This window comes from Paenibacillus sp. Soil522, from assembly GCF_001428245.1.
Taxonomy (GTDB): Bacteria; Bacillota; Bacilli; order Paenibacillales; family Paenibacillaceae; genus Pristimantibacillus.
On sequence record NZ_LMRV01000044.1, the window covers coordinates 206,536 to 220,281 of the forward strand.

Genomic DNA, 13,746 nt, shown 5'->3' on the forward strand with positions numbered 1-13,746 from the left:
TAGTTTAAGTGACTATGGAGGAAACTATGAAGGAAGATATTCGGTTGTTTCCAGAGCGTTCAGGCTTAATCGCCTATTGGCCGCTTGATGAAGGGAAGGGGAGCTTGGCGGTAGACGCCATAAGCGGGAAAGCCGATCCCATTTCCTATGCTCTTCTTCATGCTCCGTTTACGGAAGCGCGTGACCCGCAGTGGCGTACGGGCATTCGCGGAAACGCGATGCTGTTAGACGGGTATTCAACGTGGATTACGAGACAGGCCGATGAAATAGATGCACCGCGGGATGCGATCACGATCTCAGCTTGGGTTGCGCCGCGTTCCTATGAGTGGGGAGCGGAGCAGCGGCTTTCGGCCATCGTGAACCAGCATGATAGAGAAGCGAAGGAAGGGTTTGTTCTTGGGATGTACAGGCATGGCTCGTGGTCGGTGCAGCTTGGATTAGCCGGGACTTGGGTAGAGCTATGGTGCCATGACCGGCCGCTTCCGAAGCATAAGTGGTCCCATATTGCAGCTACGTTCGATAAGGAAGAAGCCGTAATAAGGCTATACTTGAACGGGGAGCAGGTAGCGGAGCTCCACACGGCCAAGCAGACTGCGATCACCCCTTGCCGCTCTGACCTGTTGATCGGGAAAAACAACCAGGCTGCCGTGCTTGCCGAAGCGTTCAGGCATAATATGTTTGACGGCTTGATAGACGAGGTAAAGATCTATGACCGCGCATTGCCGGCGTCTGAGCTAATCGCTTCGTTCGAGGCTGATCTTGCTTCACATGCAGGAAAGATTCCTGCAATCGCTGAAGCGGACATTCGGCTGGACCGGACTCCGCTTCTGAAGGACCGGCATCGTCCGCAGTATCATGCCAGCCCTCCCGTTCATTGGATGAACGAGCCTCATGCTCCTATTTATTTTAACGGGAAGTATCATTTGTTCTACCAGCACAATCCGCAGGGACCCTACTGGGCGCAAATTCATTGGGGACATTGGGTGAGCGAGGATATGGTGCATTGGCGCGACCTTCCGATCGCGCTTTCGCCGGAGAGAGATGCCGTCGATCCGGACGGGGTATGGTCGGGAAGCGCAGCTTACGACGAGAACGGCGTTCCCGCTCTTTTCTTTACGGCTGGAGATGACAGCAAGTCGCCGAACCAAAGTGTCGGTTTAGCCAGAAGTACTTTTTTGCAGGACGGCGAATCTGATCTTATACACTGGGTGAAGCATCCGGAGCCGCTGATCGTTCAAGAGCGGGGGCAGGGGATGTTTGGCGACTTCCGGGACCCGTTCGTGTGGAAGCAAGGGGAATTATGGTATTTGCTGATCGGCTCCGGTACGGATGGACAGGGCGGAACGGCACTGGCCTATACGTCGAGCGATATGCTGGAATGGCAGTATAAGGGCCCTTTCTATACGGCTGATTCCGCTATTTATCCGTATCTGGGCAATATGTGGGAGCTCCCGGTGCTGCTTCCGCTAGGCAAGGAAAAACATGTCTTTCTGATTAGCCCGCTCGGCCCTGGTGCTGACGTGGAGGTATTTTATTGGATCGGAACATTCGATTCTGAAGCATTCCGCTTCATACCGGATCAGGAGGAGCCGCAGCTTATCGATGTGGGCGATTTTCATTTTACCGGACCAAGCGGCATGGTTGATCCTAAGACCGGACGCAGCATCATATTTACGATTGCGCAGGGGGAACGAACGCCCCAGCTCGATTACGACTCCGGCTGGGCTCATAATGCGGGCCTGCCTGTCAGCTTAACCTTGCGTGAAGATGGCCGCCTTGGCATTGAACCGATAGAGGAGCTTCAAGCGCTGCGCGGTGCGCATCTTCTCTCCCTTGCGGAATGCTCGCTAATAGAAGCCAATCAACTGCTCAAAAAGGTGCAAGGAGATACGCTTGAAATCCGGATCGAGTTTTCAGCAGGCAGCGCGAATCGGGCAGGTCTGAAAGTAAGACAGTCCCCTGAAGGCGAAGAAGAGACGCTCCTGTATTATGACAGGACGCTCTCCGAACTTGGCGTGGACCGCTCGAAGACGACATTATCACGGGATGAACGCTCGGTTGGCGTGCAAAGCGGCAAGCTGGAGCTTAATGGCGAACATTTATATTTGCACGTATACCTGGATCGTTCCATGATGGAGGCGTATGCGAGCGGACTGAAAAGCTTGACGACAAGAGTATATCCGAGCCGCCCCGACTCCCTTGGCTTACAGCTATGGGGCGATGAAGGTCTCAAGATCAAATCATTGAACATTTGGGAAATGTCGTCTATTTATGCATAAAGGAGAAGCTGGACATGCGTATTGGTGCAATTGAAGCGGGCGGAACCAAAATCGTCTGTGGAATCGGCAATGAACACGGCGGGATTGAGGAGCGGGTGAGCTTTCCGACGGAACAGCCGGAACGGTCGCTTTCAAAGATCATCTCTTATTTTGAAGGAAAAGGCGTGGAAGCGATTGGCATTGGTACCTTTGGTCCCATTAACCTTGATTCCGAAAGCGAAAGCTATGGCTGCGTCACTACGACGCCGAAGCCTGGCTGGTCAGGCTTTCCTTTCCTCGGCACGCTGAAAGCGGCCTTCGATATTCCATTCGGTTGGGACACAGACGTTAACGCAGCAGCCTACGGCGAAGCCATATGGGGAGCCGCGAAAGGATTGGATAGCTGTGTTTACTACACGATTGGTACAGGCATCGGCGTAGGCATATATTCCGAATCGAAGCTGGTTCATGGTTTGGTGCATCCGGAAGGAGGGCATATCAGGACGAGACGCCATGCGGACGATTCATTTGCCGGTATTTGTCCGTATCATGGCGATTGTCTGGAAGGAATGGCAGCAGGTCCTGCAATTGAGCGGCGCTTTGGGATAAAAGCCAGCGAGCTTCATGTTGATCATAAGGCATGGGAGCTCGAAGCCTACTATATCGCTGAAGCGTTGACGACGGCCATACTGATGCTTTCTCCGAAAAAGATTATTTTAGGCGGAGGAGTTATGCATCAGAAACAGCTGTTCCCGCTCATCCGGGCCAAGGTGCAGCAGAGTCTTAACGGCTATGTTTCTTCAGATTCGCTTCTTGCGGATATGGATAACTACATCGTTCCTCCAGGCTTAGGCGATAATGCCGGTTTATGCGGCGCGCTTGCGCTGGGATTAGCGGCGCTAGAGAGGACGTAATAATGGAGTGAAAAAAAATAAGGGTGTCACAGAAGCGAAATGGCTGCTGGGGCACCCCTTTTTGTATATGCAGCATCAAAGTCATAAAGGGACACGTTTTATTAAACGTATCCCTTTCCCTTGTTTATCCTGTCTCCTCTATGTCCATAATAATAGTTGTATCAGTAAAGGATTTAGTTGGAAATCTACAACACTGGAAAAACGATAAAGTGAGGCGTGCACATGGAGCAGGGCGGAATCCTCAGCGGAACAAGCGGTAATACCTCTACGATGAGTACGGCTTTAAATGATCAGGGGACCGGAAACAACGACGACGAAAAAAAACCGATTTCGAAAATTCTTGAGGTCAACCGGCAGCAAATAATGGATAAGTTCCATGATTGTTTCGACTTTGTATTCCTGCCGTGGAGGTATGGTCCTGAACTCGGGAATGAGGCTTTTTCCGTTTATTTTGATTCATTAGTTGAAGATAAAAAGGCTAATTATATGAAAGCCTCGATGCAGGACCTGGTGACCCATGTGATCGGACCGGGAACCGAGGTTACAGCTGAGATGTTCATGAGCTTTTTTGAAAAACACGGCGTCTCTGCTCAAACCGCGATGCTTGTCGATGATTTTGATACAGCCGTCTTAAATATTCTGAACGGCAATATCGTTATTTTCATAGACGGCTGGGATAAAGTGCTGAGCTTTAAGGCCATTGGCGTCCAAACCAGACAAATAACCGAACCCGTCAATGAAGGGGTTGTTTACGGACCCAGGGAAAGCTCGGTAGAAAACCTAAAAAAAAATCTAGGCCTAATCCGGATACGCATTAAATCTCCTCATTTAAAACTGATAACCTTGTCGGGAGGCGGGGAGAGTCGAACGGAGGTCGTTTACGGTTACATTGACGGCAGCGTAAATCCGGAAACATTGGATGAATTTAAAAGGCGAATCGAAACGATAAAGGATAAGGAAATACTGGAAGCTGCTTATGTGGAAGAACTTATTGAGGATTCTGCCTATTCTCCTTTCCCTCAAATCCGATATACCGAGCGGCCGGATGTAGTAGCAGCGGCATTAATTGACGGAAAGATCGTCGTACTCTGTCAAGGCTCCGGCATGATGATGCTTTGTCCCGGCTTGTTTGCCGAGCTGCTGCAGTCAAGCGAAGATTATTATCAGCGGACCATCCTTGCATCGTTAACCCGGATCTTGCGGTTAATCGCGTGTATCATTGCGCTTACGCTGCCCAGCATCTATATCGCCTTATCGACGTATCATCCCGAATTGATTCCGTCGGTTCTTCTGCTGGCAATTATCGATGCGCGGGAAGGAATTCCGTTTCCGGCTTTTTTTGAAGCGCTGCTCATGGAGTTCTTCTTTGAGCTGCTGCGGGAAGCGGGGATAAGGCTTCCACGGCCGGTCGGATCCGCTGTAAGCATCGTCGGCGCGCTGGTCATCGGAGATGCGGCAATCTCAGCTGGAATCGCCTCTCCGATCATGGTCGTTCTAGTAGCCTTGACGGGGATTGCCTCCTTTGCCATTCCGCAGTATAACTCGGCTATCGCACTTCGTCTCTTGCGATTTCCGTTAATGGTCCTAGCCGCTCTTCTGGGAGGGTTCGGACTCTTATTCGGCTTGATCTTCATTCTGCTTCACCTGGTTACTTTGCGCTCGCTCGGCCAGCCTTATTTGGCGCCAATCGCTCCGCTCAGGCCGCGGCAGCTGCTGGATGTGGTGATACGCGCTCCTATTAAGAACCTTATGCGCTCGCCGCGCAACCGGCATATGCATATGCCTATCAAGCGAAGAAAAGGATGACGGAGACGATGGGAAAGCTGTATCTGAAGCTGCTTTTTGTTGCTCTTGTTCTTCTTTCTTCAACGGGCTGTTGGAACAAATTGGAGCTTCCCGAAAGAAGTTTCATTATGTCTTTGGGAATTGACGAAGGCAAGAATGGCATGATTCAACTGACGGCGCAGTTATATAAACCGGCCACTGGACTAAGAGGAAAGGGACAGGAAAAAGCGTTCGTCAACATTCAATCCGAGGACGATTCGATGTTCGAGACCGTGCGCGACCTGACTCTCCATATGGGGCGCAAAGTCCATTGGAGCCATATGCGCATCATTGTCATTGGGGAAGAGTTCGCGAAGAAGAGAGGACTGGAAGAAATTCTCGATTTCTTTTTTCGCAATCAAGAGCTCCGATTAACTACTTATGTCCATATTGCCAATGGAAAGGCCAGCCAATACATGATTACGAAGCCACTGATCGAGAATACGCTCGGCCAGCAGCTGCTGTCCATTCAAGAAGTAGCTTACAAATATTCCGGTAAAACGGCGAATGTGACTCTGCTTGATCTGGGGTTTCAGCTGAAGGGGGAAGTCAATGATGCGATGATTCCTTATCTCTACCGAAGCAAGAAAATAACATACACTACCCCAGTAGCGGGGGCTGCCCTTCTCAAAGAAGGAAAAATGGTAGGGAAACTGTCTTCTCATGATATGGAAAGCGTCTTGATGCTGCGTGATGAGTATGAACGGGGGGTAATCGAAGTCCCCTGCTTAAATCCACCGAAAGGCAAACCGAAAATGAAAGAAACGGTTCAAGTCATTTCAACGAGCACCCAGCTTTCTCCTGTGATCAAGAATAGGTCAGTCACAGTGAAAGCGTCCGTAAATGTCGAAGGCACCGTTACGGAGCTCAAGTGTTCCAAAATAACGACGAGCGAGGAAGAATCGGAATTCCTCAATCGGGTCAAAGATATCGTTGAGCTAGAAATGCTGACAGCGTATGAGGAGCTGAAGCGAAAAAAAATCGATGTCATTAACCTCGGCAATCTGATCTATCGCAGACACCCTGCGTTATGGCAAAGCATGAAGGAAGACTGGCATGAAATTTTTGCGAAGAGTCAATTAGAGATCCATACTGATGTGAAAATTATTAATACCGGGACGACCATCGGCAAATCGGTTTTATCTAAACAAAAATAGGAGGGAAACCCGTGCTGGAGAAAATTTTTGTTCTGTTTGTTATGTTTGCGCTCATTTTCGCTTACGACGGCCCAAGGCTCAAGCAGAAGCAAGCGCGCGAAAAGCTGGCTTACGGGGCTCTTATGCTTATCGCTCTCTATTTCAGTGTGGACTATGTATCCAACCTGGATATGCCGAGGCTGCATATGGTTGTCGTTTACTTGTTATCTGATACGGCGGAGCAGATCACCAGCTATTTAAAGGCGGGAACATCTTGAAAAATCGCGAACCGATTACTGCGGGACAAATGTCCCTCTTATTTTTCACGTTCATGACAGGGTCGTCCATTATCAATATTCCGGCGCCGCTCATCGCTTTCGCCAAAAGCGATGCGTGGCTGTCACTGATTATTTCATGCACGATTGGGGGGCTGCTGCTGTGCTGTATGCTTTATCTGAATAAGCAATACCCCGGCTTAACCATTGTCGAATACAGCCGCAAAGCAGTCGGTACGTGGATCACTCTCCTTCTAATGTTTCCTTTCGTGATCTTCCTGTTCCATATGTGTGCCGCTATTGTGATCGACGTCGACTTGTTTATGACCAGCTCTTTAATGGATGAAACGCCTTTGTATCTCTTTTCCTTTGTTGTACTGTCAGCTGCCGCAATTACCGCGCAGGCCGGTATCGAAGCAATGGCCAGGATGTTCATCATCATCATCACGATCATGCTTAGTTTCGTTGCGGTCATCTTCTTATTAGCCTTTCTTGACTATCGTCCGGAACAACTGCTGCCGATTATGCCGCAAGGAATCAAACCCGTGCTGCATGGAGCGTATTTTTCTTACGGGTTCCCTTATGCAGAGGTGATCGTGTTTGCCGTGCTGCTGCCGTTTGTCCGCAAGGCAGACAGCAAAGAGCTGAACAAGTATATGTATGTGGCGCTCGCCGTAAACGGTGTTATTTTAATCACATCCGTTTTATGCACGATTATGATGTTTGGCCCTATGGCAGGTGAAAGGAAATATTCCCTGTACCAGTTTGCGCGCATTATCCAGGTTGCCGATATTATCGAAAGAATCGAATCGGTCATCGCGATGGCTTTAATCGCAGGATCATACATGAAGGTTACCATATCCTTATATGCGCTAGCGTTAGCCGTGTCCCAGCTGCTTCGTATACAAGATAAACGGATCCTCATATTCCCTATTGCTTTGATCTGCGAGCTGCTCTCGCTCTTGTTATCTGAAGGCATGACCAAGTGGGAAGAAACGGTATCGTCGATACACCCGCTTTATGTGACGATAGCGTATGTGTTTCCTTTGCTGCTGCTGACGCTGGTCACCTGGATCAAATCCATTGGTAAGCAACCGAGCGTATAGTTTTTTGAGATTTTCACAACTAAATAACCCCATAGCTAAGGATACTCCGGTTCGTTCGGATATCTCATAGCTATGGGGATTTTTTGTTTCGCTAATCGTTAATTCACTAATATATCTTGGATACGCCATGGCGAGCCTATGGACTCGCGTTTAAAAAGAAAGGTATAGCTGCTGTTCCGCCGAGGTTCGTTAAGCTGATGAATCGAGACCGGCAGCTTAATTTCAGTCGTTAGCGCTTCGTCCAGATTGCTGTCATCGGACGAGGCCTTCCCTTTTGCTTTTGCCGGAGTTTGCTCCCGTATGGAGACAAGCGATTCCATTAGCTTCATGAAGGAAGCAAGTTTTTCCTTTGGCAGTTCTTTTGTCAGCTCAAGCAGCAATTCCTCATCCTTATGATATAAGGCTTCAACGAAGCTTTTGGCCATAACAAGCGGGGCGGCGGAGTCAAAATATCGCTTTATTTGGCCAGCCGCCTTATGAACCATCATCTGGTGTGCGGGATCCGGGCTATCGGATTTATGGGTTGAGCTGCCCAGAAAGTGAATGCAGAAATGACCGGAGAAGCCATTCTTCGGAATGCCATCCCCGCCATGGGGCATCCCGTTCATAGAAGCTGCGATCCAATCGTCACCGGAGTGGATCAGTACGGCCTTCCTCCTCCAGCTCCACTTGCCGTTATAAATTTGCTTCATAATACGTGTATCTTCCTTCGTTAACGGCTGAACGTCGGCATGATCGCTTCCTGCCCGCCGCTGTACGTGAAAGCTTAGTCCCGTTTCGAGCTCAGTCACCGAGAATTTGCTTTTGTTAGGCAGGATTTGCGTTGCTTGCTGCCATGAAAGCAGCTTGCCATAGTGCTGAGTCCGCAGCGCTTCTGCAAGTCCGACTAGCTTTCCGGAAATCTTTTTAGGCAAAATGGTTGTTGTGGCCGTTGTTTCGTTCCAAAGATTTCCTGAGTGCTCCAAGCGAAAATGCTTCGTTCCGTCCGCCAGCCGCAGCGCGATATCGATATCGGGAAAATAGACGGCTTCAGCAGCAGGCATATGTTTAGCCTCAAGCAAAGCGGCATTGATTTCCCGGCTTTCGATTTGAAGATCGCTGATGAATGCGGCATGCTGTCCTGAACGAACGGTCATGATAATCGTATTTTGCTGATTCTTCTCACCCATAAAATTCGGCTTCTGAATTAACGCCTGAGCATGAGCAGAATGTGGTTGTACGGTCAGCAGCGCTATGAGAACTAACGTGATTACAGCTGCTGCTTGCTTCCCTATTCGGTTCATCCGCTGCCCTCCGTTCGTTTTTTTTCTATTTTCAACAAAGCCGCCGTTAATTATGTAGCCATTAGATCATGTATGGTTCTGTCCAAAAAGATTCATACTAGCATGGATACTACTGTATAGGGGAGATTAACGACAATGGGGCTGCAGTGGATTTTAGCCATATATCTTTTGTTTCAGCAAGGGCATTATCCTGATCCTTTGATTATCGAGCATGAAGGACATACCCTCTTAGAGATGAATCGGGCTAAGTATAGCGATTCTTTGACTGGAATTCCGCTCGTTGATCAGGATAAGCTAAATAAATCGATAAATGACCTGGAGAAACGGGTGCAGAAGCCGCCGGTTAATGCAACGCTTGACGGAGCCGGGAGAATTTTGCCTGAGCATACGGGAAGCAAGCTTGACCGAAGGTCGTTTACGGAGCAATTTTACAGCTTTATTTTTGAAGGGGGATTTTCCCGGCTCGAGGTTCCCTTGCTGACGACGTACCCGAGAGTGGACAGTGAGCTGCTCTCAACCATAAAGGTTAAAAGGATCGGGCAATATGCTACATATTACAATGCGAGAAACAAAAGCCGCTCTCATAACGTTGGCTTAGCGGCAAAAGCGATCAATAATTATGTCGTGTTTCCCGGCGAGCGGTTTTCGTTCAATGAGGTTGTCGGAAAGCGTACAAAGGAAAAGGGGTATTTGCGTGCTCCGGTTATCGTCAGAGGGGAGATGTCGGAGGATGTGGGCGGCGGCATATGCCAAATATCGTCGACGCTCTTCAATGCCGTAGACCGTGCCGGGCTGAAAATAATCGAGCGCTATTCCCATAGCCGGAATGTCAAATATGTGCCGTCCGGCCGCGATGCGACAGTAAGCTGGTACGGCCCTGATTTTGTATTCCAAAATGAATACAACCAGCCGATTCTAATCCGGGCCTATGCGCATGGCGGACAGGTGAGCATCGCCATTTGCTCAACCGACGACATTAATGTGAAAACCAGACAGGTGCCGAGCGCCTCGAAAAAACTTCCCGAGGAAGTGAAGCTGGAGATGGATGCCAGCGGCTTGAAACAAAAACTCAATTAAGGAATAGAAGCAAATCAGCTGGCGGCTGGTTTGCTTTTTTTTGTTGCAGCTTATTGAATACTAGGCGTGTATGGAAAAGTCATTCATAATGACTAGCATATTCACGTAAGTTTATAATTGAAGGGTTGACACCTTCAAGCTTATTCGTGATGATGGAATGAAGTATGCAGTGGGAGGAGATGACCGCGATGAAATTAGTGGTGGAGCAGTCAGCAGCGCGTTGGTATAAGACGGAAATGGGTCTTTCCGACGGAGAATTCATTCGCATTTATGTCCGTTTGGGCGGGTGCGGCAGCGTTCATCCGGGTCTTTCGCTTGGCGTCGTGAAGGATGAGCCAAGGAGCATTGGCCTAAGCGTGAACGAGGAGGGCATTACTTTTTATATAGAAGAAGATAATTTGTGGTATTTGGACAATAAGACGCTTCGGATCTCATTTGACGAGCAGTACGAAGAAATAAATATGACTGTGGCGTAATAATAGCATAGTCAATGGAAGCGTTTTCATAAAAACAAGGGCTGTGTTCGCACCCTTGTTTTTTTGTATGTTCATATGCAAAAAAAATCGGGGAGCCTCCTAGGAGAAGTTGCCTTCGCACTGCTGATTTGGGCAACCGGGTAAAGGATGTTAATAGAAAAAGGACGGCTTGGTTAAACTGGTATTGTACGTTTTACTACTGGAGGGTGCAATACGATGAAAATAGAGCTCGGTCACTGCTTGCTCGAGCAGCGCTTGGCGGAAAGCGGCATGTCGAAGGAGCAGCTGGCGGCAGCGCTGCTCATTAGACCAGAGCGGATAGGCGATTATATCGATAACAAGCGAATCATGCCTCTCAAAGCAGCGATAGCAATAGCCGACACGATTGAATGCAATGTCCGCGACCTCTATGAGCTGCATTCACTTCCTTGAAAAAAGAAGGGGTCTCAGAAGCGAAATCGCCGCCGGGACTCCTGTACCACTGCAGGATAGGAGGTTCCAAACAGCTGAATGTCTGTTCAAACGATACGCTATCATGCAAATGCACAATATACCGCGTCATCCATGTCATCAACATTAAAAGTTTCTGTAAAAGCGCAATATAGCATCCCTGACAGTAACTAAAAATCAATTATTCTTAACTTAAAAAGGAGAATGAACGGCTATTTATAGCCTAACCTCATATACGAAACCATTGTTTTTCTTGCCGCACCGCTGTAGGCGACTATTGTATAATAGAGTTTAACAGGATGAAACAGCGGAGGGAGCGAAACGAATGAAGCTAACTGAAGAGCAAATCGAAGAGAGGCTGGCTGCAAGCGGCGGATGGAAGCGGGAGGATGGCAAATGGATCGTCAAAAAATACCGGTTCCGCACCTTTTTAGACGGCATCGACTTTGTAAATCTTGTATCGCAGGCTTCCGAGCAGCTTAATCACCATCCCTTCATATCCATCGATTACAAAATGGTGACGCTCCGCATGACGACATGGCGTGACGGCGGGCTTACGGAGCTGGACTTCGCGGCAGCGGCGGCGTTTGACCGGGCCTATGCGCTTGAACAATAAGGCCGCGGTTCGATCGGGCGGATATTCGTTCGTAAAATCCGCTCATGAACGAAACCTCCATTCCGGGCACATGCGCGGTATGGAGGTTTTGCTTGTCCATTGACAGAAAAGGCAGAGCTTATTATTCTTGTTTGGATTTAGAGCTGACGCCTTCTTGGCTTAATTCTTCGAGCGACTTCACTTTGCCATGCGGCTGCTGCGTATGCTTTCGCTGGTGCCAAGTATTTTCACGGCGGTTTTTGGACGATGTCATTGCGATTCCTCCTCCTTTCTTCCTGTAGGGTGGCATAATGCTGCCTAACTCATACGGAGGAGAAAACGGAATTTGAGGAGGATAACGAAAGAGCGATTGATCGATAGTTCCCGCTTTAAACGCCCGAGTAAGCTAAAAACCCGCCATCAACGGGTATCGTCGTTCCCGTGACGAAGCCGGCGGTTGTCTCGTCGGCGAGCCAAAGTAGAGCGCCTAACAAATCCTCCGGCTTGCCGAAGCGGCGCATCGGGGTGTGCGAAATGATTTTGCCCGAACGCTCGGTCAATGATCCGTCTTCATGCAATAGCAGCTTGCGGTTCTGTTCCGTTAAGAAAAAGCCGGGGGCGATCGCGTTAACGCGAATGCCCGATTCTGCAAGGTGAACGGCCAGCCACTGCGTGAAGTTGACGATCGCCGCTTTGGCCGCGCTGTAGGCAGGAACCTTGGTCATCGGCGATGGAGCGCTCATGGAAGAAATATTAATGATGACTGCACCTTGCTTACCAAGCATCTGCTCCGCAAATATTTGCGTAGGAATAAGCGTGCCTACAAAGTTGAGATCCATGACGCTGCGGAACCCGTCAACGCTTAAGTTAAACAGCGTAGTCGTATTGTCCGCGTTCAGATGCCCTTGCTTAAAGGTTTCATTCGTCGTATTCGCACTCGGATGATTGCCGCCTGCGCCATTGATCAAAATATCGCAGCGGCCGAGCTGCTCGAGCACGGCTGCGCCGGCTGCTCTGGTGCTTTCCGTGCTCGTCACGTCGCAAGCAACGGCAATCGCTATTCCGCCGGCAGCCTTAATCTCCGCGGCTACAGCCGCGCCCTTCTCTGCCGTGCGATTGAGTATCGCAATCTTAGCGCCTTGGCGGGCCAGCTCAAGCGCCATTACCCGGCACAGCACACCGGCGCCGCCGGTTACGACGGCTACCTTGCCAACAAGCGATTCATGCCTTGGAAGCTGTGTCATAGCTGCGCCACCCGCTCTCCAGCGGAAACCGCCGCAAGCTGATAAGCATCCCAAAGTCCCCATAGGTACATAATGCCGAGAGCGCGGTCATAAAGGCCATACCCCGGTCTGCACTGCTCATCCCAAATATGGCGGCCGTGGTCAGGTCTTGCATAGCCCGTAAAGCCGATCTCATGATAAGCGCGTACGATTCCGGAGATATCGACTGTACCGTCCTGCGTCCGGTGTGAGGTCTCAATAAAGTCTCCGTTTTCGTAAACGCGGACGTTACGGATATGCGCGAACGGAATACGATCCGCAAACTCATGGATCATTGCAACAATATCATTGTTTGGATTCGCGCCAAGCGAGCCGCTGCAGAGCGTGATGCCGTTATACGGGCTGTCGTACAGCTTTAAAAACGTTCTGAAGTTTTCCTGACAGGTCATGATGCGCGGCAAGCCGAACAAAGGCCACGGCGGATCATCTGGATGAATGGCCATTCGGATGCCGCAGCGGGCAGCTACAGGAATGATTTCATTTAGAAAATAACGAAGATTTTCCCACAAATGCTCTTCCGTCACGCCTTGGTAAGCCTCAAACAGCCTCGTCAAATGCTGAAGCCGCTCCGGCTCCCAGCCGGGCATCGTGAGCGCCGAGTTCGCATTAATCTCCTCGACCAATTGGAAAGGGTCGGCATTAGCAATCCGGCTATTCTCATAAAATAACGCCGTTGCGCCGTTGCCCATCGGCTTGTGCAGATCGGTGCGCAGCCAGTCGAAGATCGGCATGAAGTTGTAGCAGATCACTTTGACCCCGGCGCTGCCAAGCTTCTCGATCGTCCTCTTATAATTTTCGATGTACAAATCGCGAGAGGGCAGGCCAAGCTTAATATCCTCGTGAACGTTAACGCTTTCAACGACATCGATATGCAGGCCGGCTTGCTCCGCTTGCCGCTTTACCTCCAAAATCCGCTCCAGCGGCCATTCCACTCCAGCCGCCACATCATGCAGCGACCAGACGATGCCGTCCGTGCCTGGAATTTGCTTAATATAGCTAAGGGGAACGGTATCGTTACCCTCGCCGAACCATCTGAATGTCATTTGCATTTGAATCGGACCTCCCGTTA

14 protein-coding genes are annotated in these 13,746 nt (G+C 49.7%); 10 read left to right on the plus strand and 4 right to left on the minus strand.

Going from position 1 to position 13,746, the window contains the following annotated elements; genetic code table 11:
* Positions 1–26 precede the first annotated feature (26 nt).
* The 6 genes from ASG81_RS14645 (at position 27) to ASG81_RS14670 (ending at position 7,513) form a co-directional block, all read left to right on the plus strand.
* On the plus strand, positions 27–2,279 hold the full coding sequence (locus ASG81_RS14645) for a GH32 C-terminal domain-containing protein (RefSeq protein ID WP_056635355.1): 2,253 nt from the start codon (positions 27–29) through the stop codon (positions 2,277–2,279).
* A gap of 14 nt (positions 2,280–2,293) precedes the next feature.
* Positions 2,294–3,172: an ROK family protein gene (locus ASG81_RS14650; RefSeq protein WP_056635359.1), complete on the plus strand. Its 879-nt coding sequence runs from the start codon at positions 2,294–2,296 to the stop codon at positions 3,170–3,172.
* A gap of 222 nt (positions 3,173–3,394) precedes the next feature.
* Positions 3,395–4,978, plus strand: a complete 1,584-nt coding sequence (locus tag ASG81_RS14655; protein ID WP_442952878.1) for a spore germination protein — start codon at positions 3,395–3,397, stop codon at positions 4,976–4,978.
* A gap of 8 nt (positions 4,979–4,986) precedes the next feature.
* Positions 4,987–6,153, plus strand: coding sequence for a Ger(x)C family spore germination protein (locus ASG81_RS14660; protein WP_056635361.1), 1,167 nt, complete (start codon positions 4,987–4,989; stop codon positions 6,151–6,153).
* Positions 6,154–6,164: 11 nt separating this feature from the next.
* The gene (locus tag ASG81_RS14665) at positions 6,165–6,410 is read left to right on the plus strand and encodes a hypothetical protein (protein WP_056635364.1); all 246 of its coding nucleotides are present in this window, start codon (positions 6,165–6,167) and stop codon (positions 6,408–6,410) included.
* Positions 6,407–7,513, plus strand: coding sequence for a GerAB/ArcD/ProY family transporter (locus ASG81_RS14670; protein ID WP_056635367.1), 1,107 nt, complete (start codon positions 6,407–6,409; stop codon positions 7,511–7,513). Before ASG81_RS14665 ends, ASG81_RS14670 begins: the two co-directional genes overlap by 4 nt.
* A gap of 98 nt (positions 7,514–7,611) precedes the next feature.
* On the opposite strand, the gene ASG81_RS14675 is transcribed toward ASG81_RS14670, so the two are convergent.
* Positions 7,612–8,796: a hypothetical protein gene (locus ASG81_RS14675; RefSeq protein WP_056635369.1), complete on the minus strand. Its 1,185-nt coding sequence runs from the start codon at positions 8,794–8,796 to the stop codon at positions 7,612–7,614.
* A gap of 135 nt (positions 8,797–8,931) precedes the next feature.
* On the opposite strand from ASG81_RS14675, the gene ASG81_RS14680 reads away from it, so the two are divergent.
* From ASG81_RS14680 to ASG81_RS14695, 4 genes are all read left to right on the plus strand, one after another.
* Positions 8,932–9,873: a VanW family protein gene (locus ASG81_RS14680; protein ID WP_056635371.1), complete on the plus strand. Its 942-nt coding sequence runs from the start codon at positions 8,932–8,934 to the stop codon at positions 9,871–9,873.
* A 188-nt stretch (positions 9,874–10,061) separates the two neighbouring features.
* A complete protein-coding gene (locus ASG81_RS14685) occupies positions 10,062–10,349 on the plus strand; it encodes a HesB/YadR/YfhF family protein (RefSeq protein ID WP_056635373.1) in 288 nt (95 codons plus the stop codon).
* Between the two features lie 216 nt (positions 10,350–10,565).
* A complete protein-coding gene (locus tag ASG81_RS14690) occupies positions 10,566–10,781 on the plus strand; it encodes a helix-turn-helix domain-containing protein (protein WP_056635376.1) in 216 nt (71 codons plus the stop codon).
* 343 nt (positions 10,782–11,124) lie between these two features.
* On the plus strand, positions 11,125–11,415 hold the full coding sequence (locus ASG81_RS14695; protein WP_056635379.1) for a 4a-hydroxytetrahydrobiopterin dehydratase: 291 nt from the start codon (positions 11,125–11,127) through the stop codon (positions 11,413–11,415).
* Between the two features lie 121 nt (positions 11,416–11,536).
* On the opposite strand, the gene ASG81_RS32810 is transcribed toward ASG81_RS14695, so the two are convergent.
* The 3 genes from ASG81_RS32810 to uxuA all read right to left on the minus strand — a co-directional run bounded on the left by ASG81_RS32810 (position 11,537) and on the right by uxuA (position 13,726).
* On the minus strand, positions 11,537–11,668 hold the full coding sequence (locus ASG81_RS32810) for a DUF6254 family protein (RefSeq protein WP_235548876.1): 132 nt from the start codon (positions 11,666–11,668) through the stop codon (positions 11,537–11,539).
* Between the two features lie 115 nt (positions 11,669–11,783).
* On the minus strand, positions 11,784–12,638 hold the full coding sequence (locus tag ASG81_RS14700) for an SDR family oxidoreductase (protein ID WP_056635381.1): 855 nt from the start codon (positions 12,636–12,638) through the stop codon (positions 11,784–11,786).
* Entirely contained in the window at positions 12,635–13,726 is a 1,092-nt protein-coding gene (uxuA, locus tag ASG81_RS14705) for a mannonate dehydratase (protein ID WP_056635384.1), read from the minus strand. Before uxuA ends, ASG81_RS14700 begins: the two co-directional genes overlap by 4 nt.
* Positions 13,727–13,746 lie beyond the last annotated feature (20 nt).

Excerpts from the sequence above, each read along its gene's own strand:
- ASG81_RS14650 (WP_056635359.1), top strand. The coding sequence starts at position 2,294 with ATGCGTATTGGTGCAATTGAAGCGGGCGGAACCAAAATCGTCTGTGGA.
- ASG81_RS14660 (WP_056635361.1), top strand. The coding sequence starts at position 4,987 with ATGGGAAAGCTGTATCTGAAGCTGCTTTTTGTTGCTCTTGTTCTTCTT.
- ASG81_RS14695 (WP_056635379.1), top strand. The coding sequence starts at position 11,125 with ATGAAGCTAACTGAAGAGCAAATCGAAGAGAGGCTGGCTGCAAGCGGC.
- ASG81_RS14655 (WP_442952878.1), top strand. The coding sequence starts at position 3,395 with ATGGAGCAGGGCGGAATCCTCAGCGGAACAAGCGGTAATACCTCTACG.
- ASG81_RS14690 (WP_056635376.1), top strand. The coding sequence starts at position 10,566 with ATGAAAATAGAGCTCGGTCACTGCTTGCTCGAGCAGCGCTTGGCGGAA.
- ASG81_RS14675 (WP_056635369.1), bottom strand. The coding sequence starts at position 8,796 with ATGAACCGAATAGGGAAGCAAGCAGCAGCTGTAATCACGTTAGTTCTC.
- ASG81_RS14700 (WP_056635381.1), bottom strand. The coding sequence starts at position 12,638 with ATGACACAGCTTCCAAGGCATGAATCGCTTGTTGGCAAGGTAGCCGTC.
- ASG81_RS32810 (WP_235548876.1), bottom strand. The coding sequence starts at position 11,668 with ATGACATCGTCCAAAAACCGCCGTGAAAATACTTGGCACCAGCGAAAG.
- ASG81_RS14685 (WP_056635373.1), top strand. The coding sequence starts at position 10,062 with ATGAAATTAGTGGTGGAGCAGTCAGCAGCGCGTTGGTATAAGACGGAA.
- ASG81_RS14680 (WP_056635371.1), top strand. The coding sequence starts at position 8,932 with ATGGGGCTGCAGTGGATTTTAGCCATATATCTTTTGTTTCAGCAAGGG.
- ASG81_RS14645 (WP_056635355.1), top strand. The coding sequence starts at position 27 with ATGAAGGAAGATATTCGGTTGTTTCCAGAGCGTTCAGGCTTAATCGCC.
- uxuA (WP_056635384.1), bottom strand. The coding sequence starts at position 13,726 with ATGCAAATGACATTCAGATGGTTCGGCGAGGGTAACGATACCGTTCCC.